This window comes from Stenotrophomonas sp. TWI377 (assembly GCF_039674525.1).
GTDB lineage: Bacteria > Pseudomonadota > Gammaproteobacteria > Xanthomonadales > Xanthomonadaceae > Stenotrophomonas.
Window position 1 is genome coordinate 73461 of sequence record NZ_JBDJNT010000016.1, and the last position, 24670, is coordinate 98130.

Annotated in this window: 21 protein-coding genes; 3 read left to right on the forward strand and 18 right to left on the reverse strand. The window is 66.4% G+C overall.

What is annotated here, in order from left to right; translation table 11 throughout:
- Positions 1-96 precede the first annotated feature (96 nt).
- The gene (locus ABE546_RS14030; protein ID WP_313210828.1) at positions 97-462 is read left to right on the forward strand and encodes a PadR family transcriptional regulator; all 366 of its coding nucleotides are present in this window, start codon (positions 97-99) and stop codon (positions 460-462) included.
- The gene (locus ABE546_RS14035; RefSeq protein ID WP_346464150.1) at positions 459-1436 is read left to right on the forward strand and encodes a sensor domain-containing protein; all 978 of its coding nucleotides are present in this window, start codon (positions 459-461) and stop codon (positions 1434-1436) included. Before ABE546_RS14030 ends, ABE546_RS14035 begins: the two co-directional genes overlap by 4 nt.
- A 206-nt stretch (positions 1437-1642) precedes the next feature.
- On the opposite strand, the gene phaZ is transcribed toward ABE546_RS14035, so the two are convergent.
- Positions 1643-2998 carry a polyhydroxyalkanoate depolymerase gene (gene phaZ / locus ABE546_RS14040; RefSeq protein ID WP_313210832.1) on the reverse strand — a complete coding sequence of 452 codons (1356 nt, stop codon included), beginning with the start codon at positions 2996-2998 and terminating at the stop codon, positions 1643-1645.
- Between the two features lie 57 nt (positions 2999-3055).
- Positions 3056-3652, reverse strand: a complete 597-nt coding sequence (locus tag ABE546_RS14045) for a class I SAM-dependent methyltransferase (protein WP_313210834.1) — start codon at positions 3650-3652, stop codon at positions 3056-3058.
- 160 nt (positions 3653-3812) lie between these two features.
- On the opposite strand from ABE546_RS14045, the gene ABE546_RS14050 reads away from it, so the two are divergent.
- Complete coding sequence (locus tag ABE546_RS14050; protein WP_121041460.1) at positions 3813-4268, forward strand: CopD family protein; 456 nt, start codon at positions 3813-3815, stop codon at positions 4266-4268.
- Positions 4269-4365: 97 nt separating this feature from the next.
- Here the strand turns inward: ABE546_RS14050 and ABE546_RS14055 are convergent, their stop codons facing one another.
- From ABE546_RS14055 to ABE546_RS14130, 16 genes are all read right to left on the reverse strand, one after another.
- Positions 4366-5325 carry an acetyl-CoA carboxylase carboxyltransferase subunit alpha gene (locus ABE546_RS14055; RefSeq protein ID WP_282263659.1) on the reverse strand — a complete coding sequence of 320 codons (960 nt, stop codon included), beginning with the start codon at positions 5323-5325 and terminating at the stop codon, positions 4366-4368.
- Positions 5326-5438: 113 nt separating this feature from the next.
- On the reverse strand, positions 5439-6311 hold the full coding sequence (locus tag ABE546_RS14060) for a hypothetical protein (RefSeq protein WP_346464151.1): 873 nt from the start codon (positions 6309-6311) through the stop codon (positions 5439-5441).
- Between the two features lie 33 nt (positions 6312-6344).
- Positions 6345-9926, reverse strand: a complete 3582-nt coding sequence (gene dnaE, locus ABE546_RS14065) for a DNA polymerase III subunit alpha (protein ID WP_313217716.1) — start codon at positions 9924-9926, stop codon at positions 6345-6347.
- Positions 9927-10088: 162 nt separating this feature from the next.
- Positions 10089-10751: a ribonuclease HII gene (locus ABE546_RS14070; protein ID WP_313210844.1), complete on the reverse strand. Its 663-nt coding sequence runs from the start codon at positions 10749-10751 to the stop codon at positions 10089-10091.
- Positions 10748-11965, reverse strand: coding sequence for a lipid-A-disaccharide synthase (gene lpxB / locus ABE546_RS14075; protein WP_313210882.1), 1218 nt, complete (start codon positions 11963-11965; stop codon positions 10748-10750). The genes ABE546_RS14070 and lpxB overlap by 4 nt, the downstream gene beginning before the upstream one ends.
- A gap of 59 nt (positions 11966-12024) precedes the next feature.
- Entirely contained in the window at positions 12025-12816 is a 792-nt protein-coding gene (gene lpxA, locus ABE546_RS14080; RefSeq protein WP_313217718.1) for an acyl-ACP--UDP-N-acetylglucosamine O-acyltransferase, read from the reverse strand.
- A gap of 19 nt (positions 12817-12835) precedes the next feature.
- Positions 12836-13291 (reverse strand): 3-hydroxyacyl-ACP dehydratase FabZ, encoded by a 456-nt coding sequence (fabZ, locus tag ABE546_RS14085; protein WP_019184406.1) that lies wholly within the window; start codon positions 13289-13291, stop codon positions 12836-12838.
- On the reverse strand, positions 13288-14310 hold the full coding sequence (gene lpxD / locus ABE546_RS14090) for a UDP-3-O-(3-hydroxymyristoyl)glucosamine N-acyltransferase (RefSeq protein WP_313210849.1): 1023 nt from the start codon (positions 14308-14310) through the stop codon (positions 13288-13290). The genes fabZ and lpxD overlap by 4 nt, the downstream gene beginning before the upstream one ends.
- 572 nt (positions 14311-14882) lie before the next feature.
- Positions 14883-17249, reverse strand: coding sequence for an outer membrane protein assembly factor BamA (gene bamA, locus ABE546_RS14095; RefSeq protein WP_313210851.1), 2367 nt, complete (start codon positions 17247-17249; stop codon positions 14883-14885).
- Between the two features lie 73 nt (positions 17250-17322).
- Positions 17323-18681, reverse strand: coding sequence for an RIP metalloprotease RseP (gene rseP / locus ABE546_RS14100; RefSeq protein ID WP_102789229.1), 1359 nt, complete (start codon positions 18679-18681; stop codon positions 17323-17325).
- A gap of 34 nt (positions 18682-18715) precedes the next feature.
- Positions 18716-19906 (reverse strand): 1-deoxy-D-xylulose-5-phosphate reductoisomerase, encoded by a 1191-nt coding sequence (locus tag ABE546_RS14105; protein ID WP_346464153.1) that lies wholly within the window; start codon positions 19904-19906, stop codon positions 18716-18718.
- A gap of 2 nt (positions 19907-19908) precedes the next feature.
- Entirely contained in the window at positions 19909-20733 is an 825-nt protein-coding gene (locus ABE546_RS14110) for a phosphatidate cytidylyltransferase (protein WP_313217723.1), read from the reverse strand.
- Positions 20730-21464: a polyprenyl diphosphate synthase gene (gene uppS, locus ABE546_RS14115; protein ID WP_313210858.1), complete on the reverse strand. Its 735-nt coding sequence runs from the start codon at positions 21462-21464 to the stop codon at positions 20730-20732. The genes ABE546_RS14110 and uppS overlap by 4 nt, the downstream gene beginning before the upstream one ends.
- 41 nt (positions 21465-21505) lie before the next feature.
- Positions 21506-22063 carry a ribosome recycling factor gene (frr, locus tag ABE546_RS14120; RefSeq protein ID WP_121041484.1) on the reverse strand — a complete coding sequence of 186 codons (558 nt, stop codon included), beginning with the start codon at positions 22061-22063 and terminating at the stop codon, positions 21506-21508.
- Between the two features lie 99 nt (positions 22064-22162).
- A complete protein-coding gene (gene pyrH, locus ABE546_RS14125; protein ID WP_123728765.1) occupies positions 22163-22891 on the reverse strand; it encodes a UMP kinase in 729 nt (242 codons plus the stop codon).
- 133 nt (positions 22892-23024) lie between these two features.
- Positions 23025-24524 carry a GGDEF domain-containing protein gene (locus ABE546_RS14130; protein ID WP_313210863.1) on the reverse strand — a complete coding sequence of 500 codons (1500 nt, stop codon included), beginning with the start codon at positions 24522-24524 and terminating at the stop codon, positions 23025-23027.
- Between the last annotated feature and the right edge of the window lie 146 nt (positions 24525-24670).

Here is a 24670-nt window from a genome sequence, read left to right on the forward strand (position 1 = left end):
GGCCAGCCAGGGGATGTCCTGCGGCACGGTGACTAACGACACATCCGCTATAGCGAACTTCGGACTAGTGTGGACTCCACGCTAGCGGAGACCGTCATGAGCGACCACGAGGTCCACCTCAAGAAATTCCAGAAAGAGCTCAGCTCCGGCACGGTCTCCCTGGCCTTGCTGGCGGTGCTGGCCAAGGCCGGTGAGCCGCTGTACGGCTACCTGATCGCCAAGGAGCTGGAGCGGGTCGGTGAGGGCGTGCTGAGCGGCAAGCAGAGCGCGCTCTACCCGGTGCTGCGCAACCTGGAAGGGGCCGGGTTGCTGGAAAGCCATGTTGAACCGTCGGTGGCGGGTCCGCCGCGTCGCTACTACCGCATCAATGACACGGGGCGTGAAGTGCTCAGCCACTGGACCGCCGCATGGCGTGCCACCCGTGATTCCGTCGATTCCGTCCTGGAAGGGGTAACCGCATGAACATCGAATCCGTGGCAGGTCGGGCCTTGCCGACCACCATCCCGGCGTATCTGGCACAGCTGCGCGCGGCGTTGCACGACGCCGATCCGGCGATGGTGCAGGACGCCCTGTACGACGCCGAGGAGTACCTGCGCTCGGAGCTGGCCGCACAGCCGGGCCGCAGCGAGGCCGAGGTGATCGCCGATGTGGCCGGCAGTTACGGTGCGCCGGAAGAAGTGGCCGAGATCTACCGCGAAACGGAAATCACCGTGAACCGTGCGCTGCGCACGCCGAGCGCGGGTGCGGCACCGATCCGACGTGCAGCGCCGGTCAGCGCTGGCGCGCAAACGGCACCGCCGCAGGCGCCGCCCAAGCCACGCTCGGCCTTGGCCCGCTTCTTCGGTGTGGCGCTGGAGGCACGCACCTATGGCGCGCTGTTCTACATGCTCCTGTCGCTGGCCACCGGTACGTTCTTCTTCACCTGGGTGGTCACCGGCCTGTCGCTGTCGCTGGGCCTGATGGTGCTGATCATCGGCATTCCCGTGGCGGTGTTGTTCTTCGGCTCGGTGCGCGGTCTGTCGCTGCTGGAAGGGCGATTGGTCGAAGCCCTGCTCGGTGAGCGCATGCCGCGCCGGCCGACCTATTCCGACCGCAGCCGCAGCTGGCTGCAGCGGATCGGTGACATGTTCACCGATGGCCGCACCTGGCTGACCCTGCTGTACTTCGTGCTGATGCTGCCGCTGGGCATCGTCTACTTCACGATCGCCACCACGCTGTTGTCGACCTCGATCGGCTTCATCTGGACACCGGTGGCGGCGCTGTTCTCCAGTGACTACGTGGGCATCCACATCGACGGCATCCAGATGCTGCCGATCTGGGTCACACCGCTGCTGGCGATCATCGGCGTGCTGCTGCTGTTCGCGACGCTGCACCTGGCCCGCGGCATCGGTCACCTGCACGGGATGATGGCCAAGCATCTGCTGGTGCGGCTGTAAACGGGACACGAGGATGGCGAGGGTGACGACCAACGGTCGTCACCTACCGGCGCTGCAGAACCCGATGATCCGGTAGTGCCGGCCGCTGGCCGGCTCCCCAAGCTGCTGGATGAAAGTGCAGCCGGCCAGCGGCCGGCACTACCTGGTTTCGTTCTGCGTTGCGTGGAGCCGGCCAGCGGCCGGCACTACCGCATATCGCGTTGGCGTCAGCCCGCTTTACGGCGCAACGGCGTCACGTTGCTCGCGATCTTCGCGGCCTTTTTCGGCTTGCTGGCCACGGTCTGCGCATGGGCCGCGAAGAAATCGCGCACCTTGGGGTAGACCGTTTCGCGCCAGCGGCGGCCGCTGAAAATGCCGTAGTGGCCAGCACCTTCGACGATGAAATGCTCGCGATGCGCGGCCGGAATGCCGGTGCACAGGTCCTGCGCCGCTTCGGTCTGGCCGAGGCCGGCGATATCGTCCAGCTCGCCTTCGATGCTCAGCAGTGCGGTGCCGGTGATCGCGCTGGGATCCACGCGTTCACCCTGCACGTACCACTCGCCGCGCGGCAGCAGGAATTCCTGGAAGACCACGCGGATCGTGTCCAGGTAGTACTTGGCCGGCATGTCGAGCACCGCGTTGTACTCGTCGTAGAAACGACGGTGCGCGTCGGCATCTTCCATGTCGCCCTTGACCAGGTCGGCATAGAAATCCCAGTGCGAACTGAAGTGGCGGCTCGGGTTCATCGACAGGAACCCGGCGTGCTGCAGGAAGCCCGGGTACACGCGGCGGCCCGCGCCCGGGAAGGTGGCCGGCACGGTGTGGATGACGTTGTTCTCGAACCACGACATCGGGTTCTGCGTGGCCAGGTTGTTGACCGCGGTCGGGCTGCAGCGCGCATCGATCGGGCCGCCCATCATCACCAGCGACCGCGGCGTGGTTTCGCCACGGCTGGCCATCAGCGAGACGGCGGCCAGTACCGGCACGGTCGGCTGGCAGACGCTGATCACATGCAGCTTTTCCGCACCGAGGTGGCGGATGAATTCCTGCACATAGGCGATGTAATCCTCCAGCCCGAACTCGCCTTCGCTGCCCGGCACCATGCGCGCATCGACCCAGTCGGTCACGTACACGCGGTGATCGCGCAGCAGGGTGCGCACGGTATCGCGCAGCAGCGTGGCGTGGTGGCCGGACAACGGCGCCACCACCAGCACGAACGGCTGGTTGAGCATGGTGTGCAGCTGGTCGGCTTCATTGCTGTGGCGCTTGAAGCGCAGCAGTTTGCAGAACGGCTTGCTGATCTCTTCGTGGACGACGATCGGCACGCGCTCGCCCTCGACGTCGATTTCGTTGATGCCCCATTCGGGCTTCTCGTAATCCTTGCCAATGCGGTGGAACAGCTCGTTCACAGCGGCCAGGCGATCCGCGCCGGGCATCTGCGACCACCAATGACCTTGATTGGCGAAGAACTTCGCGTTGGCCTGGGCCTGGTGCACCCACGGGGCGAGCAGGTTGCGGGTCAACTCATGCAGCTGATATAGCATGACGTCCAATATGTATGGTCTTATGTTGCCGCGCAGCATAGCGCACCCGTCGCGCGGGCGCGTTAATGCGGGTCCTGTCTCAATTGTTATCGAGACTCAAGGCGTGCCGCGTTCCAGCGCAGCCGCGTGTCCGGCCAGTGCGGGTGACAGCCAGCAGTGCGAGCCCAGGGCGGTGAAGCCAACCCGCTTGAGCTGGCTGCGGTACCAGCGCGCCGGGCGCGGCTGGAAGCCTTCGTGGTCGCCATCGAAGTCATCCTCGCCAGTGAACGCTTCCAGGAACGCCACGCCGGCGGTCAGTTCGGCAAAGCCTTCCAGTGCCGGGCGCAGCTCGCGGCTGGGCACGTAATGCATCACGTCCGAGCAGATCAGCAGATCCACCGGTGCGCACGGGCGCAGCCAGGCGAAATCGCCGACCTTGGCCGGGTGCAGGTTGCGGCTGCGGCCGTAGCGGTGCACGGCGTAATCACTGCTGTCAAAGCCCAGGTACTGCACGCGGGGGCGCAGTTTGAGCAGCGGGGCACGCCAGGCGCCTTCGCCACAGCCGATATCGAGCACGCTGCGGATCGGGCGTTCCAGGTAGTACTCGGCGCTGGCCACGGCGAGCGCCACCTTGCGCGCCAGGCGCGCGGCGCCACCGGTCTGGTCAGGCTGGTACCAGCGCTGGAAGTAGGCGGCGTCGTAGGTTTTGTCCATGGGGATGTGCACGTGGGTGAAAGCGGCGCTTATCGTACGGTGTGGCGCGCGTGGATGCGTAGGGGAGGTGTGGCGATGGGTCGCGCCCGCCACCCATCGGGTGGCCGTGCCGGGCATGCGAGAATGGCGGCCAACCCATGCCAGCCGCCGGAGCAAGCACATGCAGTCCTACTACTGGGTCAAGACCTTCCACCTGTTGTTCGTGGTGGCGTGGATGGCGGCGGTGTTCTATCTGCCCCGGATCCTGGTCAACCTCAGCGAGACGGCCGGCCAGCTGCCGGTGACCGAGCGGCTGCAGCTGATGGGCCTGCGCCTGTACAAGTTCGGCCACATGATGTTCGGCCTCGCGCTGATCCTGGGCGTGGTGCTGTGGCTGGGCTACCGCGTGATTCCGGATTTCCCGACCATGGTCGCGCCCGGTGCGGCGGGCTGGCTGCATGCCAAGCTCGGCCTGGTGGTGCTGCTGCTGGTCTATTACTCGTGGACCGGGCGGCTGCTGAAAGGCGCGGTGAAAGGCAAGCTGCTGCCGTCCTCGCGTGCGCTGCGCTGGTTCAACGAATTGCCGCTGGTGCTGTTCATCGGCGTGGTGTGGCTGGTGATCGCCAAGCCGTTCTGAGCGATCCACGACGATTCTGGCCGCCGGCACCACCCACCGTCCAGAAAAAAAGCCGGACGCCTGCGCGTCCGGCTTTTTCGTCTGCGCCGCAGCCTGATCAGGCCACTTCGTAGGTCCCATAGCTGCGCAGGCGCTCGTAGCGCTTCTGCAGCAGCTCATCGACCGGCAGCTTCTCCAGCACGTCCAGCTCGTTGAGCAGCACGGCCTTGAGGCGCTTGGCCATCTGGTTCGGGTTGCGGTGGGCGCCACCGGTGGGCTCGCGCAGGACCTTGTCCACCAGGCCCAGGCTCTTCAGGCGCGGGGCGGTCAGGCCGAGCTGTTCGGCGGCGTCCTTGGCCTTGGCCGGGTCCTTCCACAGGATCGAGGCGCAGCCTTCCGGGCTGATGGTCGAGTACACGCTGTACTCCAGCATCACGGTGCGGTCGCCCACACCCAGTGCCAGTGCGCCACCCGAACCGCCTTCACCGATCACCGTGCAGACCACCGGCACCTTCAGTTCGGCCATTTCCATCAGGTTGCGTGCGATCGCTTCGGACTGGCCGCGCGATTCGGCATCGATGCCCGGCCAGGCGCCGGCGGTGTCGATCAGGGTCAACACCGGCAGGCCGAAGCGTTCGGCCATCTTCATCAGGCGCAGCGCCTTGCGGTAGCCCTCCGGCTTGGGCATGCCGAAGTTGCGCTTGATCTTTTCCTTGGTGTCGCGGCCCTTCTGATGGCCGATCAGCATCACCGAGCGGCCACCGATGCGGGCCAGGCCGCCGATGATCGCCTTGTCGTCGGCGAACGCGCGGTCGCCGGCCAGTTCCTGGAACTCATCGCAGATGATGCGGATGTAGTCCTCGGTATACGGGCGGGACGGATGCCGGGCCAGCTGCAGCACCTGCCAGGAGGTCAGGTTGCGGAAGATCTGTGCAGTGCGCACCCGCAGCTTGTCCTGCAGGGCATTGACCTCGGCCTCGACATTGACCGCAGGTCCGGCGCTGGCGCTGCGCAGTTCCTGGATCTTCGCCTCCAGATCAGCGATGGGTTGCTCGAAGTCGAGGTAGTTCGGATTCATCGGAAACCGTCGTGAAGAAAAGAGGGAAAGTGTAGCCGAATGCGCCGAAAAGCCCCGTACGCCGTCGTCTGGAAACCGACGGTAGCGCAGCGGGGCCATGCGCGCCAGTCAGCTCAGGGGACGACCAGCGCCGCGCTGCCCATCAGCGTGCTGCGGGTCTTCACGAAGGTGTTGTAGCCCTCGTTGGCCTCCTTGGGCAGACCCGAGCCCAGCCGTGCGGTGGCGGCGGTGAACGCCATCTGCGCCTGGAAGGCCTCCTGCTGGAGCTGCAGCTGCGCATCTGCGGTGGTGGCATGCAGGTAGCGCGTGTACAGCTCGCGCAGCGGGCCGGCATGGGCCTCGAAGGCCGGGTCCAGCGCGGGCAATGCGGTCGGGGCGGCTTCCAGCGCGTAGGCGGGCGCGACGTAGCCCTGGGGCTGCTGGCGTGCGTAAGCACCGGGCTGGCCCATGCCTGCTTCGACGTAGGCGATGAAATCCGGGGCGGTGAAGATCTTGGCGTTGATCCGGCCGCCGCTGGCGTCCACGTGGGCCACGGTCTGCACCTCCGGGAACGGCTCGCGGACGCCGAAGCTCCACGCCTTGTCGATGAACAGGCCGTGGGTGCTCTGGTACGGCCCTTGGAAGGTCACTCCGCCCAGCTCGATCTGCTTGTCCAGGCTGCCGAAGTTCTGCAGCTTGTCTTCGCTGGTGACGTAGATCTCGTTGGCGATCACGTACTCGGCCAGGGTCGGGTTGATCAACCCGCCCTTGCCGCTGGCGTAGACGATGAAGCGCACGTCGCCGAGCTGATCGGTCTGCAGGTGATGCTCACCGGGCTTGAGCTTGACCGGGCGCGAGGCGTGCGCGGCGATCGGCAGTTCGTTGCCGTCGATGCGCAGGGTCAGCGGCGTGGCGCCCGGGTTGTCGATCTCGAAGGTCTGGGCGGGGCCGGCACAGCCGGTGAGGGCGACGGCTGCACTCAGCAGCACGGCAAAACGCTTGATCAAAACAAAACACCTGTGTTGCAACAGAAAAAAGGATCAGTTCGCCCACGGTGGGCTGTAGCGCACTTTCACCGTGCGGACCGCGGGATCGGCGCGCAGGGCGTCGACCAGTTGGCTGTCCACGCGCACGGCGATCTCGCCGGCAACGTCGAGCATGCCGGCCACGGGGCCCTGCTCCGAACCGAGCAGCAGGTCCAGGCGCAGCGGTGTGCGGCCCGGGCGATGCCGGTCGAGCAGGGCGTTGATGCGGTTCCACACCGCGCCGTCCTGGCGCAGGTCCACCCGCAGCGACAGGCGCGTGGCGTAGTTGGCGCAGATGTCTTCGTAATCCCAGACCTGGCGGATGCGCAGCGCGTAGCCGCCGTTGAACTCGTCTTCGCGCAGGCCGCCCTTGACCACCAGGATGCGGTCCTTGGTCATCAGGTGGCCGAACTCGGCCAGGCCATCGGTGAAGGCGCTGCATTCCACGCGACCCTTGCCGTCTTCGAGCTGCATGAAGATCTGGCTTTCGCCCTTGCGGCGCACGCCGACCACCAGGCCGGCCAGGATCACCGGCGTTTCCTGGCGCCAGGCACGCTTCTCTCCGTCCTTGCTCGGGCGTGCCGGCGGGATCAGCTTTTCGAGCTTGCCCAGGTCGGTACCGACCAGTTCCTTGACGTCGTCGGCGTAGGGATCGAACGGATGGCCACTGAGGTAGAAGCCCAGCGTTTCGCGCTCGCCTTCCAGCAGCTGGCCCAGCGCCCACTCCTTGGCTTCGGGCAGCTCCAGCTGCATCGCCGTGCTGACCGGATCGGGTGCGCCGAACAGCGAGTTCTGGCCGGAGGCCTTTTCGCGCGCCATCTGGTCCGTGGCCTTGAGGACCTCGGGCAGCTGCAGCATCAGCGAGGCGCGGTTCTTGCCGAGCCCGTCCATCGCGCCGCAGTTGATCATCGCTTCCAGCGTGCGGCGGTTGAGCTTGCCCGATTCGGCACGCATGCAGAAATCCAGCAGCGACGCATAGCGGCCGCCACGCTGGCGTTCTTCCACGATCGCTTCGCACGCGCCCTGGCCGACGCCCTTGATCGCGCCCAGGCCGTACACGATGGTGTCGGCGCTGGAGGCTTCGAACATGTACGCCGATTCGTTCACGCGCGGCGGCAGCACGGTCAGGCCGAGGTTGCGCACTTCGGCGAGGAAGCCGACCACCTTGTCGGTGTTGTCCATGTCCGAGGACAGCGTGGCGGCCATGAACTCGGCCGGGTAATGACGCTTGAGCCAGGCGGTCTGATAGCTGACCAGCGCGTAGGCAGCGGCGTGCGACTTGTTGAAGCCGTAGCCGGCGAACTTCTCCATCAGGTCGAAGATCGCGTCGGCCTTGGCTTCGACGACACCGTCCTTGGCCGCGCCTTCGCGGAAGATCTCGCGGTGCTTGGCCATTTCGGCCGGCACCTTCTTGCCCATCGCACGGCGCAGCAGATCGGCGCCGCCCAGCGAGTATCCGCCGACGATCTGCGCCATCTGCATCACCTGCTCCTGGTACACCATGATGCCGTAGGTGTCTTTCAGGATCGCTTCGGTGCGCGGATCGGGATAGATGATTTCTTCCTGCCCGTGCTTACGCGCGTTGAAGGAGGGAATCAGGTCCATCGGGCCGGGGCGGTACAGCGACACCAGCGCGATGAGATCTTCGAAGCGGTCAGGGCGTGCGTCTTTCAGCAGGCGGCGCATGCCCGAGGATTCGAACTGGAACACCGCGCCGGTATTGCCGTTGGCGAAGATGTCCTTGTAGGTGGCCACGTCATCCAGCGGCAGCGCGGTGATGTCCACCGGCGGAATGCCGGCGCGTTCATGGCGCTTGTTGATCGCCTTGACCGCCCAGTCGATGATCGTCAGCGTGCGCAGGCCGAGGAAGTCGAACTTCACCAGGCCGATTTCTTCGACGTCGTTCTTGTCGAACTGGGTGACCGGGTTGCGGCCGCGGCCGCCTTCGTCATGTTCGGCGAACAGCGGGCAGAATTCGGCCAGCGGTTCCGGTGCGATCACCACGCCACCGGCATGCTTGCCGGCGTTGCGGGTGAGGTCTTCCAGCTGGCGCGCCAGGTCGATCAGGTCGCGGACGTCGTCTTCGTTCTGGTAGCGCTGGATCAGCTCCGGCGAGGCCATTTCCGAATCCTTGCCTTCGCCCATCGCATCCTTGAGCGAGATGCCCAGGATGTTCGGGATCAGCTTGGAGACGCCGTCGACCAGACCGTACGGGAAGCCGAGCACGCGGCCGGAATCGCGGACCACGGCCTTGGCCGCCATGGTGCCGTAGGTGATGATCTGGCTGACGCGGTCGCGTCCGTACTTGCGCGCGACGTAGTCGATGACCTCATCGCGGCGGTCCATGCAGAAGTCGATGTCGAAGTCGGGCATCGACACGCGTTCGGGGTTGAGGAACCGCTCGAACAGCAGGTTGTACGGGATCGGATCCAGATCGGTGATCTGCAGCGCCCAGGCCACCAGCGAGCCGGCACCGGAACCACGGCCGGGCCCGATCGGAATGCCCTGGTTCTTTCCCCACTGGATGAAGTCGGCCACGATCAGGAAGTAGCCGGGGAACCCCATCTTGATGATGGTCGCCAGTTCGAATTCGAGGCGCTCGAAGTAATCGGCGCGGGTCTTGCCCGGTGCCAGCGGGTTCTTTTCGAGGCGTGCTTCCAGGCCCTTGCGCGATTCGCTGCAGATCCAGCTGTCGAGGGTTTCCTCTTCGGGGACCGGATAGTTGGGCAGGAAGTAGGTGCCCAGCCGCATCTCGATGTTGCAGCGTTCGGCCAGCGCCAGGGTGTTGTCGATCGCGTCGGGAATGTCGGCGAACAGCGCGCACATGTCCTCGGCGGACTTGAGGTACTGCTGGTCGCTGTAATCGCGCGGGCGTTTGGGATCGTCCAGCACGCGGCCGGATGAAATGCACACGCGCGCTTCGTGGGCGCTGAAGTCTTCCGGCTGCAGGAAGCGCACATCGTTGCTGGCGATCACCGGCAGGCCGCGCTGGCCGGCGGCCTGCAGGGCGAACTGGTTGAAGGCTTCTTCGCCATCGCGGCCGGTGCGGGTCAGCTCCAGGTGCAGGCCGTCACCGAACACGCGCTGCCAGTCGGCGAGCTGTTGCTCGGCCAGATCGTGGCGGCCGTCGCCGGCGAGGCGACCGGCGAGACTGTCGCGGCCGGCCAGTGCGAACAGGTTGTGGCAGCCGGCTTTGAGCCACTCCGGGTGGACGGCGACGCCGCCTTCGGGGCGATGGCCTTCCATCCAGGCGCGGGTCAGCAGCCGGGAGAGGCTGAGGTAGCCTTCGCGGTCGCGGCAGAGCAGGGTCATGCGCCAGGGCGTCATGCCTTCTTCGGCGATCATGATGTCCGCACCGGCGATGGGCTTGATGCCCACGGTTTCGGCGGCTTTGTAGAACTTGACCAGCGCGAACAGGTTGTTGAGATCCGTCACTGCCAGCGCGGGCAGCTTCAGTTCGACCGCGCGGCTGAGCAGGTTGGCCTGCTTGGCTTTCTTCGGGTCAGCCTGATCCGGCTTCGCCGGGACACGGATGGTCGAATCCGCCAGCGAAAATTCGGTGTGGACGTGGAGATGTACGAAACGGGAAGTGGACATGCCGAACCAATGTGATGCCCGGTCAGGGTAGCGGTGGCGGTGGTCGCTAACAAGGCTTGACAGGGGTGTTGCGGGGGCGCGGGTTGGCGCTGGGGTTCAGGTTTCCCATGGCACCCGTCATGCGCTGCAGCCGTGCGGGGCGGTGCCCGGCAACGGCATCACTCAGGCGGGAACGCTGCTGCGGTCGGGTTCCAGGCACGCGCGCACGGGGGCGAAGCTGCGGCGGTGCTGGGGGCAGGGGCCGTGGCTGCGCAGGGCGGCGAGGTGGGCGGGGGTGCCGTAGCCTTTGTGCTGGTCGAAGCCGTATTCGGGGTGGGCGTCGTGCAGGGTCTGCATGAAGCGGTCGCGGCTGACTTTGGCGAGGATCGAGGCGGCCATGATGGCGCGGTCGAGGGCGTCGCCGCCGATCAGGGCCTGGGCCGGGCAGGGCAGGCCTTTGGGGACGACGTTGCCGTCGATCCGGGCGAACTGGGCGACGTGGGCGACGCCTTCGACGGCGCGGCGCATGCCGAGCATCGTGGCCTGGTAGATGTTGAGGGCGTCGATTTCGCCGACGTCCACCATCACCACGTGCCAGGCCAGGGCACGGTCGAGGATCTTGTCGTAGAGCTGGTCGCGGCGGGCCGCGGTGAGCTGCTTGGAGTCGTCCAGGCCGTTGAGGCGTGGGCGGTCGGGGCAGAACACCACGGCGGCGACGGCCACGGGGCCGGCCAGCGGGCCACGGCCGGCTTCATCCACGCCGGCCACGTAGCGCGGGGCGACGGTGGCCAGGGCGGCGCCGTCGAACAGGGCCAGGGAGGCGGCTGCGGCGTGGCGTCGGCTCATGCGGCGCGGCCGTGGTGGGGGCCGCGTTCGAGCAGATCGGTGACGGCGTCGGCGGCACGGGCGGAGGCGTCGCGCCGCAATTGCAGGTGCAGGCGCTCGTAGGTGTCCTGCAGGTCGATCACGCGCTGGGGGTGGTCGAACCACTGCAGGATGGCGGCGGCCAGTTTGTCCGGGGTGCAGTCGTGCTGCATCAGCTCCGGGGCAAGGTCCTTGCCGGCGAGGATGTTGGGCAGGGCGAAGCGGTCGACCTTGAGCAGGCCCAGCGCCTTGACGATGCGGTAGGTGAGTTCGGCCACGCGGTAGCCGACCACCATCGGGCGTTTGACCAGCATCGTCTCCAGGGTGGCGGTACCGGAGGCGAGCACGACCACGTCGGCGGCGATCATCGCGGTGCGCGCGTTGCCGTCGAGCAGGTGCGAATGCGCAACCGGCAGCGCCGAGGCGGAGAGTTGCTCGCTGATCAATTGGCGGCAGGCGGCGTTGGCGGCCGGAACCACCACGTGCAGGCCGGGGATGCGTTCGGAGACCTGCCAGGCCGCTTCGAAGAACGGTTCGCCGAGCTTGCCGATTTCCCCCAGGCGGCTGCCGGGCAGTACCGCCAGCACCTTCGCGTTGGAGGGCAGGCCGAGCTCGGCACGCGCCTGTTCGCGATCATTGTGCAGCGGGATGTCATCGGCCATCGGATGGCCCACGAAGCGGGCGTCGATGCCGTGCTTGGCGTAGATCGGCGGTTCCATCGGGAACAGGCACAGCACCAGGTCGGCGCTGGCCCCGATCTTCTCGGCGCGCTTCTCGCGCCAGGCCCAGACGGAGGGGCTGACGTAATGGACGGTGCGGACGCCGCGCTCCTTCAGCCAGCGCTCGACGCCGAGGTTGAAGTCGGGCGCGTCGATGCCGATGAACACGTCCGGCTGCCACTCCAGCGCACGCGCGCGGAACTCGCGGCGCAGTTTGAGCAGGCGCGGCAGGTGGCGCAGGATTTCGGTCAGGCCCATCACCGCCAGCTCGCTGGCGTCGAACCAGGTCTGGCAGCCGGCGCTGCGCATGGCATCGCCGCCGATGCCGGCAAATTCGGCATTCGGGAAGCGCAGGCGCAATTCGCGGATCAGGCCGGCACCGAGCAGGTCGCCGGAGGCTTCACCGGCGACCAGGGCGATCCGCACCGGGCGCTCGGAGGTGCGCACGGCCAGCGTCTGTTCAACGCTGGTGGCCATCGCAGCGAGTGGAATGATCTCGGCGGTCGTCTTGCCCGGGGTGTGCCCGCCTGGAGCCGTCATCGCAGCAGAGGCCTCTCGGCGCTTTCGATGAAGTCCAGCAGGTCCTTCACGTCGGCGCTGTGGGTGGCCTGCTCGGCCAGCTGCACCTTGGCTTCGGCCAGCGGCAGGCCGGCCACGTACAGCGTGCGGTAGGCGCGCTTGATGCTGGCGATGCGCTCGGCATCGAAGCCGCGGCGCTTGAGGCCTTCGCTGTTGATGCCGCGCGGGCGGCCCAGGCTATCGCTGCCGACCATGGTGAACGGCGGAACGTCGCCGTTGGTCAGCGCGCCCATGCCGAGGAAGGCGTGGGCACCGATGCGGCAGAACTGATGCGCACCGGCGAAGCCGCTGATGATCACGTAATCGCCCACGGTGACGTGGCCGGCCAGCGTGGTGTTGTTGGAGAACACGCAGTGGTTGCCGACGTGGCAGTCATGCGCCACGTGGGTGTAGGCCAGCATCCAGTTGTCGTTGCCGACCGTGGTGATGCCACCGCCACCGGCGGTGCCGCGGTTGATGGTGACGAATTCGCGGATGACGTTGTCATCGCCGATCACCAGTTCCGTGCGTTCGGCCTTGTACTTTTTGTCCTGCGGCTCGCCACCGATCGCGGCATGGCCGATGAAACGGTTGTTGCGGCCGATCCGGGTCGGGCCGTGGATCGAGCAGTGCGGACCGATCTCGGTGCCGGCACCGATCTCCACGTCCGCACCGATCAGGCAGAACGCACCCACGCGCACATCCGCAGCCAGCGTCGCCGACGGGTCGATGACCGCGGTGGGGTGGATGAGAGGGGCGTTGTCAGTCATTGCAGATCTCCTGCCTGGATCATTCGCGGGTGCCGGCGCACAGCACTTCGGCGCAGGCGACGATTTCGCCATCGACCTTGGCCACACAGTCGTACACCGCCATGTTGCGGATCACGCGCTTGATCTCCACGTGCATTTCCAGCACGTCGCCGGGCACGACCTGCTTGCTGAAGCGCGCCTTGTCGACCTTCACCATGTAGAACAGCTTGGACTGCGCATCGCGGCCCAGGGTGAGCTGGGTGAGCACGCCGCCGGCCTGGGCCATGGCTTCGATGATCAGCACGCCTGGCATGATCGGCTGGCCCGGGAAGTGGCCCTGGAAGAACGGCTCGTTGATGCTGACGTTCTTGGTGGCGACGATCTTCCGGTTCTCGAAATCGAGCGAGATCACCTTGTCCACCAGCAGGAACGGATAACGGTGCGGGATCAACTGCTGGATCTGGTTGATGTCCGGCAGATTCTGGTTGTTGCTCATTCCTTCTCCTTGCTCACAGACAGGATGCGCCGGGCGAGCGCATCGAGCTGCTTGAAGCGCGCGGCATTTTTACGCCACGTGCGGTTGTCGGTCAGTGGGGTGCCGGAGGAATACTCGCCCGGCTCATGAATGGAGTTGCGCACCACCGATTTGCCGGTGATGACGACCTTGTCGCAGATTTCGAGGTGACCGACGACGCCGACGGCGCCGCCCAGCAGGCAGTAGCGGCCGATCTTGGCGCTGCCGGCGATGCCGGTGCAGCCGGCGATGGCCGAGTGGGCGCCGATCTGGACGTTGTGGGCGACCTGCACGAGGTTGTCCAGGCGCACGTCGTTTTCGAGCACGGTGTCTTCCAGCGCGCCGCGATCCACGCAGGTGTTGGCGCCGATTTCGCAGTCGTCGCCGATGCGCACGCCGCCGAGCTGGGGCACTTTGATCCAGTGGCCGGCATCCATGGCCAGGCCGAAGCCATCGGCACCCAGCACGGCGCCGGGATGGATGCGCACGCGCTTGCCGAGCTTGACGCGGGTGACCAGGGTGACGCGGGCGATCAGTTCGCAGCCGGTATCCAGGGTGCAGTCTTCGCCGATGATGCTGCCGGGGCCGACGATGCAGTTCTCACCGACGACGCTGCGCGCGCCGATGGTGACGAACGGCCCGATGTGGGCGCTGGCGGCGACCTGGGCGTCCGGATCGATGCAGGCGCTGGGGTGGATGCCCGGGGCGCGCGGCGGTGCGATGTCGAACAGGGCGGCGATCTTGGCGAACGTGGTGTACGGGTCCTTGGCGACCAGGGCGGCGCCGGGCGCGGCCTCGGCATCCTCGGCGCGCAGCACGACGATGGCCGCCTGGCTGTCGGCCAGCTGCGCGCGGTAGCGCGGATTGGCCAGGAAGGTGAGCTGGCCGGGGCCGGCATGGGCGAGCGTAGCCACGCCATGGATGGCGGTGCTGCCATCACCATGGACCTGCAGGCCAAACTGCTCGGCGAGTTGCTGGGCGGTATAGGTAGGAGTGTTCACCGGGGGAGTTTACCGTGTGCTGCCGAAACGGTCATGCGGGGCGGGGGTTTTGGGGTGGGTCGGTTTGTTGCGGCTCCCGACAGTGTCATGCGAGCGCGGATGGTAGTGCCGGCCGCTGGCCGGCGCTCGTTGATCCCGGAGGTTCGTACCGACCAACGGTCGGTACCTGCCAAAATCGGCACCAACCGACGGTCGGTACTACCCGCCACGCCCCCCGATGGTTCAACGCGCGCGGCAGGGTAGTGCCGGCCGCTGGCCGGCTCTCGTTGATCCCGGAGGTTCGTACCGACCAACGGTCGGTACCTACCAAAATCGGCACGGACCAAGGAGCGGTCCCACCCCAAATCGGCATTGAGCAACGATCGGTCCCACCCCAAATCGGCATTGAGCAACGATCGGTCCCACCCCAAATCGGCATTGAGCAACGATCGGTCACACCCCCAAAACGAAAACGCCGGGCAATGCCCGGCGAATGCGTACCGCGTCTGGTGGAGAGCCCCCTTCTGTTGAAGGGGGCGCGCCGAAGGCGCGGGGATGAGGTGGAATGCGCGGACGAACTGCGAAGCAGTTCGTCAGAACTGACCGCCAAACGTAAATTGCAGACGCTCGACTTCGTCGCCATCTTCCTTCTTCAACGGGAAGGCGTAGCTGATCGAGATCGGGCCGACCGGGGCGCGCCACAGCAGGGCCACACCGGTGGACACGCGCAGTTCGTTGGCCTTGAAGTTGTCCACGCCGGTGTACACGTTGCCGAAGTCCACGAAGGCCGAGATGCGGGCCGAGGGGCTGTCGAACAGGCGCGGGAAGTAGGCTTCCACCGAACCGACGGTCTTCAGCGAGCCACCCAGCGGCTGGCCGCGGTTGTAGCTCAGGGTCGGTTCCGAACGCGGGCCAAGGGTGTTGTCCTCGAAACCACGCACCGAGTTGGTACCACCGGCGTAGAAGTTCTCGTAGAACGGCAGGCCCGAGGCGGTCACCACGCGGGTGCTGCCATCCGGGTTGGTGATCACGCGGGTGGTGTCATTGCCGTAGCTGTCGCCGTAACCCACTTCGGCGCGGGTGTTGATGACCAGCTGCGGGATGATCGGCCAGTACTTGGAGAACTGATAGTTCAGCTTGTAGTACTCGACGGTCGAACCCGGCAGCGTGGTTTCCAGGCCGACGCGCTGGTAGGTACCGCGGGTCGGCATGAAGTAGTCGTTGCGGGTATCGCGCGCCCAACCCAGCTCGGTGCGCCAGGAATGGAACGTGCGCTGGCCGATGGCATCGATGTAATCGATGATCGCCTGCGGGGTCGAGCCCTGGTAGGTGGTGATCTGGTTGCTGTCGATGCCCACCATCAGCGAGACGGTGTCGTTCTCGGTGATCGGCACGCCGAACACCACCTGCGCGGCACCGTTGGTGCTGTTGTACTGCGCGGTGTTGAAGTCGGAGTAATCCAGTTCGCGCCAGGACAGGTTGTAGCCCAGCGAGACGCCGTCATCGGTGAAGTACGGGTTGGTGTAGCTGAAGCCGTAACGCTGCAGGTAGCTGCTGCGCGAGGCTTCGACCGACACGCGGTTGCCGCCGCCGAGGAAGTTGTTCTGCGACAGCTGCACCGAGGTGGTCATGCCGTAGGACTGCGAATAGCCCAGGCCGAACACGAAGCTGCCCGAGGTGGTTTCCTTGACGTTGTAGACCACGTCGACCTGGTCGTTGCTGCCGGTGACCGGCGGCGTTTCCACGTCCACCGATTCGAAGTAGCCCAAGCGCTGCAGACGGATCTTGGAGCGGTCGATCGCGGCCTGCGAGTACCAGCTGTTCTCGAACTGGCGCATTTCACGACGCAGCACTTCGTCGGAGGTGCGGGTGTTGCCCTTGAAGGTGATGCGGCGCACCGACACGCGCGGGCCGGGAACGACCTGCATGTTGATGGCCACCGTGCGGTCGGCACGGTTGCTGGTCGGGATCGGGTTCACCTTGGCGAACGCGTAACCGATGTTGGACAGCGAATTGGTGATCTGGTCCGAGCTGAATTCCAGCAGCGCACGCGAGAAGGTGTCGCCGGACTTCTGGATCACCATGCGCTCGACATCTTCCTGCGGCAGGATGGTGTCGCCGGTGACCTTGATCTCGGAAATCTTGTACTGCTCACCCTCGGTCACGCCGGCGGTGATGAACATGTCGCGCTTGTCGGGACTGATCGAGACCTGGGTGGAATCGATGCTGAAATCCACGTAGCCGCGGTCCAGGTACCAGCCGTTGAGCTTTTCCAGATCGCCGGACAGCTTTTCCTTGGAGTACTGGTCATCGCGGCGGTACCACGAGGCCCAGTTGTGCTCCTTGGATTCCCAGGTTTCCAGGATGTCCTTGGCCGGGAACTTCTCGGTGCCGACCAGGTTGACGTGCTGGATCTTGGCGGCCTTGCCTTCCTTGATCGCGATGGCGATGTCCACGCGGTTGCGGTCCAGCGGGCTCACCGTCGGGGTGATGTCGACGTTGTACTTGCCACGGTCGTTGTACTGGCGGCGCAGTTCCTGGGTCACGCGGTCCAGGCTCAGGCGGTCGAAGGTGCCGCCCTCGGTCAGGCCGATGTCGCTCAGGCCCTTGAGCAGCTGGTCGCTCTTGATGTCCTTGTTGCCGGTGACGGTCAACTTGTTGATCGCCGGGCGTTCCTTGACCGTGACCACGAGGATGTCGCCCTGGCGGTTCAGCTGGACGTCTTCGAAGAAGCCGGTCTTGTACAGCGCACGGATGGTTTCACCGACCTTGTTGTCGGTGATGGTGTCGCCACGTTCCACCGGCAGGTAGGTGAACACGGTACCGGAGGTGATGCGCTGGAGACCATCCACGCGGATGTCGCTGACGGTGAAGGGCTCGGCTGCCTGCGCCAGGGCGGGCGCGCCGAAACCGGCAACGAGTGCGAGGGCCAGCAGGCGGCGATTGGGGAGTCGCGTCATGTCACGTCCGGTTGGAGTCGATTTCAACATTGCGGGATGCCGGCGCATAAGACGACGACAAAAGGAAAAAAGTTCATCGCGGGACCAGGCCGAGGATGTCGTTGTAGAACGCCAATCCCATCAGCCCGGCCAGCAGCGCCAGGCCCACATACTGCCCGGCAGCCATGGCGCGCTCGCTCAGCGGGCTGCCCTTGACCAACTCGATAAGGTAATACAGCAGGTGCCCGCCGTCCAAGATGGGGATGGGCAACAGGTTGATGATGCACAGGCTCAGCGACAGCAGGGCCAGGAAATACAGGAACCAGTCCAGGCCGCGTTTGGCCGAGACATTGGCGACCCGGGCAATGGTGACCGGGCCGGAGATGTTCTGCAGCGAGGCGTTGCCGGTGACGATGCGGCGCATCATCCCCAGTGAATCGCCCGCCATCCGGGCGGTTTCGCGCAGGGCCACGGGCACTGCCGCAAACGGCCCGAACTTGAGTTCGGCGTCGTAGGCCGGGGCGTGGGTCTCCGGGAAACCGATGCCGATCTGCCAGGTCGGCTGGCCACGGCCGTCTACGCCCTGGCGGGGGGTGATCTCCAGCGCCAGCCGCTCGCCGCCGCGCAGGACGTCGATCATGCCGGGGCCGCCACGCTGGCCGAGCGCGGCGATCTGCGCCGGCACCTGGTCGGCACCTTCGATACGCTGGCCGTCCACGGCCACGATCAGGTCGCCCGGCACCAGCACGCCCTGGGCGGCTGCGTCGGGCAGGACCTTGTCCACCAGCGCCGGCTGCAGCCAGAACTGCCAGCTCAACCCGGTCAGCTGGGGCACGCGGCGTTCATCGAAGCCGGCCGGCAGCTGCGACAGCGGCAGGGTGCGGGTCCGCACCTGGTCCAGACCGTCGAGGACCTCGACCTTGGCATCGTGACGATCCATCGCCGCCGTGGTCAGCGCCATGCTGGCCTCGCCGGCGGTGGCCACGCTGCGGCCATCGACCTTGACCACACGGTCGCCGGCCTGCAGGCCAGCGGTCTGGGCCATGCCGGTGGTGCGGCCGATGGTGGCCGAATAATCCTGTTTCCCGATCACGAACATCGCCCACAGCAGGGCGATGCACAGGATCAGGTTGGCGGCCGGACCGGCGGCGACCACCGCGATCCGCTGCCACACGGTCTTGTGGTTGAAGGCCTGACCGCGCTCGGCCGGGTGCACCTCGACCTCGCGCTCGTCCAGCATCTTCACGTAGCCGCCCAGCGGAATGGCGGCGATCGCGAATTCAGTGCCGGCCCGGTTGCGGCGCGACCACAGCGGCTTGCCGAACCCGACAGAGAAGCGCAGCACCTTGATCCCGCAACGGCGGGCCACCCAGTAGTGACCGAACTCGTGGAAGGTCACCAGCAGGCCAAGGCTGACGATCATCCACCAGACGGATCCGATGAAATCACCCATGGTGATCAGCACTGTAAGGGGGCGTAGGGGGCATTCAGGCGTGGTCGATGGCGGCTTGGGTGATCTGGCGGGCGCGCTGATCGGCGGTCAGCAGGCCCTCCAGTGTATCGGCGGACTCGCTCGACAGTGTTGACAGAGCGTTAGCGACCAGCGCTGGAATGGCAAGGAAAGCTGCCCGCCCCTGAAGAAACGCTGAAACCGCGACTTCATTGGCCGCATTGAGGATCGCCGGGGCGGTGCCACCGGCGGCCATCGCCTGCCAGGCCAGCGTCAGGCACGGGAAGGCCTCGGTGTCCGGGGCTTCGAAATCCAGCCGCCCCTGGGTCAGCAGATCCAGCCCGCCGACCCCGGATTCGATCCGTTGCGGCCAGCCCAGGCCGACGGCCAGGGTGGTACGCATGTCCGGCAGGCCCATCTGGGCCAGGGTGGAGCCATCGACGAATTCGACCAGCGAATGCACCAGGCTCTGCGGGTGGACCAGCACGTCGATGCGCTCGCCAGGCACGCCGAACAGATGGTGGGCTTCGATGACTTCGAGGCCTTTGTTCATCAACGTCGCCGAATCCACCGAGATCTTCGGGCCCATGGACCACTTCGGGTGGGCCACGGCCTGGGCCGGTGTGACCTGGGCCAGCTGCTCACGGCTGCGGCCACGGAACGGGCCGCCCGAGGCGGTCAGGATGATCCGGCGCACGCCGGCCCCATCGAGGCTCGCATCGCGGGAGCGCAGGCACTGGAAGATCGCGCTGTGCTCACTGTCGATCGGAATGATCTCGGCCCCGGCGGCCGCGGCCTGGCGCATCAGCAGTTCGCCGGCCAGTACCAGCGATTCCTTGTTGGCCAGCAGGATGCGCTTGCCGGCCGCGGCGGCGGCCAGGGTCGAGGACAGCCCGGCGGCGCCCACGATGGCAGCGACCAGGGTGTCGCAGACATCGCTGGCGGCCAGCTGATCCAACGCCGCAGCGCCCGCATGGGGCTGGGTGGCCAGGCCGGCGTCACGCAGGCCGTCGCGCAGGGCGGCATACCGCGATTCGTCGGCGATCACCGCATGGGCCGGGCGGTGCACGGCGCACAGGGCGACCAGCGCATCCACCTGGCGGCCGGCGGCCAGCACGGTGACCTGATAGCGGTCCGGATGGCGCGCGATGACGTCCAGCGCGGATGCGCCGATCGAACCGGTGGCGCCGAATACGGCGACCCGGCGGGGGGCAGAAGCGCTGGCCATGGTTAGAACCCGAAGATTTCCTTGCCGAGTGCGAACACCGGCAGGGCGGCGAGAACGCCGTCGATACGATCGAGCACGCCGCCATGGCCCGGGATGATATGGCCCGAATCCTTGGCGCCGGCGTGGCGCTTGATCAGGCTCTCGTAGAGATCGCCCAGCACCGAGGCGAACACGGTGACCACGGCGGTGATCACCAGGCCGACCAGGTGGCCGCTGTCGATACCGGCCAGCCAGCCGAAGCCCAGTGCCACGATCAGCCCGGCGACCATGCCGCCACCCAGGCCTTCCCAGGTCTTGTTGGGGCTGATCCGCGGGGCCAGCTTGGTGCGCCCGAAGGTGCGGCCGGCGAAGTAGGCGCCCGAATCGGCGGCCCAGACCACGGCCAGCGCGGTCAGCAGCCACAGGTGGCCGTTGTCACCGCTGGCATGGATGAGCACCAGCGAGGCCCAGGCCGGCACGATCGCCAGGGTGCCGGCCAGCAGCTTGAGCGCACGCGCCGGGCTGCTCGGGCTGGCGCCGAAGGTGAAGAACCGCAGCCACAGCAGCGCCATCAGCCACCAGCCGATGCCGATCAGCGCGGCGATCTGGTACAGCACCAGCGAGCCGGCATCGGCCCACACGATCAGCACCATCAGCACCAGATTCAGCACCAGCAGCACGGTGCGGGCGAGGGTGTCTTCGACGTCGGCCAGCTTCAGCCATTCCCATAGGCCGATCAGGAACACGGCAGCCGCAGCCGCGGCCAGCCACTGGGTGGGCAGCATCAGGATGGCGAGGATGGCGACCGGCGCCATGATCAGCGCGGCGATGACTCGGGTCTTGGTCATGGGGAAGAGGTCTCGGTGGCCAAGGCGGCGATCTGGGCGCTGGTCAGGCCGAAACGGCGTTCACGCGAGGCATAGGCATCGATCGCCTGCTGCAGGACGGCGGCGTCGAACTCGGGCCACAGTACGTCGGTGAACCACAGTTCGGTATAGGCCAGCTGCCAGAGCAGGAAATTGCTGATGCGGGTATCGCCACCGGTGCGGATGAACAGGTCCGGCGGCGGCAGGTCGGCCAGGGCCACGCGGCTGCTGAGCATCGCTTCGTCGATCTGCTCGGGCAGCAGGCGACCGGCCGCGACCTCGGCAGCCAGTTCGCGCGCGGCGCGGGCGATGTCCTGGCGGCCGCCGTAGCTGGCGGCGATATTCAGCGTCATCGCGCGGTTGCCCGCGGTGCGCTGTTCGGCCAGCTGCATGCGGCTGACCAGCCCGGCGCCGAAACGCTCGCGCTCGCCGATGAAACGCACACGCACGCCGCGCCGGTGCAGCTCGTCCACTTCGCGGTCGAGGGCATTGAGGAACAGCTTCATCAGCGCGTCGACCTCATCGCTCGGCCGGCCCCAGTTTTCACTGGAGAAGGCGAACAGGGTCAGCGCGGCGATGCCGTGGTCGAGGCAGAATTCGATGGTGCGGTTGACCGCGCGCGCGCCGGCACGATGGCCGATCACGCGCGGGCGACGACGCTTCTGCGCCCAGCGCCCGTTGCCATCCATGATGATGGCAACATGGCGCGGCATGGGCGCGTCGGAACTGCTGGTCGGGGCCTGGGACATAGGGCTCAGACCGCCATCAGTTCCTTTTCTTTCTCGGCGACAACACTATCGACGTCCTTGATGGACTTGTCGGTCAGCTTCTGGATGTCGTCTTCGCCGCGCTTCTTGTCGTCTTCGCTGATCGCCTTGTCCTTGATCAGGGTGGCGATCGCCTTGTTGGCGTCCTGGCGGATGTTGCGGATGGCGATCTTGGCGCCTTCGCCTTCCTTCTGCACCTGCTTGCCCAGCTCCTTGCGGCGCTCTTCGGTCGGCGGCGGCAGGTTCAGGCGGATGACGGTGCCGGCCACGTTCGGGGTCAGGCCGAGGTCGGAGGCATAGATCGCCTTTTCCACGTCCTTGATCATGCCCTTGTCGAACAGCGTGATGACCAGCGAGTGGCCCTCGGAGACGCTGATCGAGGCGACCTGGTTCAGCGGGGTGTCGGTGCCGTAGGCCTTGACGGTGATGCGGTCCAGCAGGGCCGGGGAAGCACGGCCGGTGCGGATGGAGGTGAGGGTGTGCTTCAGAGCATCGATGCTCTTTGCCATGCGCGTCTGCGCGTCCTGCTTGATTTCGTTGAGCATCGCCCGAATCCTGGATGTAACTGGGAATCGGGCGATTATAGGCGAAGAAGGGCCTTCGCCGGGCCGTTCAGGGCGCCCGGTGTGGGGCGCCGCTCAGGCTCAGCTGTTGTCGCGGCCCTGCACCAGGGTGCCGATGTTGTCGCCGTGCAGGATCTTGAGCAGCTCGCCCGGCTGGCCCATGTCGAACACACGCAGCGGCAGATCGCTGTCGCGGGCCAGCGCGAAGGCGGCCGTATCCATCACTTCCAGCCCGCGGCGGATCACTTCGTCGTAGGTCAGGCTGTCGAAACGGACCGCGTCGCTGTACTTGTTCGGGTCCTTGTCGTACACGCCGTCGACCTTGGTGGCCTTCAGCAGCAGGTCCGCGCCGATCTCGATCGCACGCAGGGCAGCGCCGGAATCGGTGGTGAAGAACGGGCTGCCGACGCCGGCGGCAAAGATCACCAGACGGCCCTTTTCCAGGTGGCGGATGGCGCGGCGACGGATGTAATCCTCGCAGACGTCGTTGATCTTGATCGCGCTCATCACGCGGGCCTTGGCGCCCAGCTTCTCCAGGGCGTCCTGCATGGCCAGCGCATTGATCACGGTGGCCAGCATGCCCATCTGGTCACCGGTGACCCGGTCCATGCCGCCTGCGGCCAGGCCGGCGCCGCGGAAAATGTTGCCGCCGCCGATCACCAGGGCCACTTCGGCACCGGCGGCCTGCGCTTCCATCACCTCACGGGCGAGGCGGTGGATCACCTTGGGGTCGATGCCGTAGTCCTCGTCTCCCATCAGCGCCTCCCCGGAAACTTTCAACAGGATGCGGCGATAGGCGAGCTTTGACATGGCGATCTCTGGGTGCGTGGAAAACGCCCGGATTCTACTGGAAGCCGGGCCATCGGGCAGCATAAATTTGCTGCACTGCGGCGTATGGAGGCGCTGCGGCGGCCGCGATGACGGTGCCGCGAGCGGCTCGGGCTCAGGCTGGCGCGGTACTGGGCGAGCGCGCGATGACGCGGTTGCGGCCCAGGTTCTTGGAGCGGTACAGCACGTCGTCGGCGGCCTTGAGCAGGTCCTGAACATCGGCGAAACGCTCGTAGCCCCCCTGGGTGGCCACGCCGGCCGAGAAGGTCACGAACAACGGGCCACTGGCCGCTTCGGCCATCGGCGTGTTGACGATCGTGGCCAGCACCCGCCGGACCACTTCCAGCGCGACCGGCTCGGTGGTATTGGGCAGCAGCGCGATGAATTCCTCGCCGCCGAAACGGGCCACCGTGTCGCTGTTGCGCAGCTGCTCCTGCAGCTTCGTGGCGAACATGCGCAACACCTGGTCACCCATGAGGTGGCCGTGGGCATCGTTGATCTTCTTGAAATCGTCCAGGTCGATGAAGGCGACCGACAGTGGCCAGCCATGGCGGGTGGCGCGCAGGAATTCCTGCTCGAGCACGGCTTCGAGCTGGCGGCGGTTGAGCACGCCGGTCAGTGCATCGCGGTGGGCCTGCTCGGCCAGCCGATTGGCGCGCGCCTCGAATTCATCCGCACGCTGGCGGGCCAGGGCGGCGTCCTGCATCTCGCGCAGGTTGCGCAGCGTGGCCAGCTCCTGGGCATGGTCGATCAGCTGCTGCACGCGCGAGGGCGAGAACAGCGGGGTTTCGAACAGGGTGCTGATGTCCGGCAGCGATTCGCCGATGCGGGCCAGCACCTGGTCGAACTGGGCGCTGTCCAGGCCGAGGGTATCGTGCACGAGCTGCAGCGCATGTTCGCGCGCGGCATCGGCATCGGTGCCGAGCCAGATATCGGCCACGGCGCCGGAAAGGGCGACGCAGTTCTGGAAATTGTCTTCGCCGGTAGCGGGCGATTCGCTGTGCGCGATGCTGTCCACCAGGTAGCGGGGCAGGCCCCATTCTTCGGCCACCCACGCGCCGACATCGGCATGGCTGCACTGCAGGTGTTCGCGCTCCAGTGCGACCAGGGCGTCGTTGTCGGTCGCCTGGCGCAGCAGCGGGAGATAGGTCTCCGGCTGCGCCTGGGCGAGAGCGAGTACGCCGATGTCCTGCAGCAGGCCGGCCAGCATCAATTCCTCGGCCTTGCGCAGGCCGCGGGCCTGGCCGAGCAGGCTGGCTGCCAGTGCACTGAGGATGCTGCGGCGCCACGCGCGCTCGCGCAGGTCCTGGCCGTCGCCGGCCGCGGTCAGGTTCTGGGTGACGGTGAAGCCCAGTGCCAGGCTGACAGTGGCATTCAGGCCGAGCATGGTCAGTGCCTGGCCGAGGTTTTCGATGCGTCGGCGGCTGGCATACAGCGGTGAATTGGCGATGCGCAGCATGCGGGCACTCAGCGCCATGTCGATGGCGATGATGTCGGCAGCGGTGGTGATGTCCGCTTCCGGATCCTGCGCCAGTTCGATGATGCGCAGGGCAATACCGGGCGGGGAGGGCAGGTTGCGGCAGAGCGCCAGGGCGGCTGTCAGCTCGGGAGGCATGGCGGGCTTTTCAGTGTGTTGGGGCAAGAATACCTGAGGTACATCACAGTTTCGTCCTTGATTTCTTGCGTTGACGCGGCAGATCAGTTTGGGAGTATTGCCCTGATCCGGCACACAAAGCAAAGCCAATGGACAAAAAAAAGAAG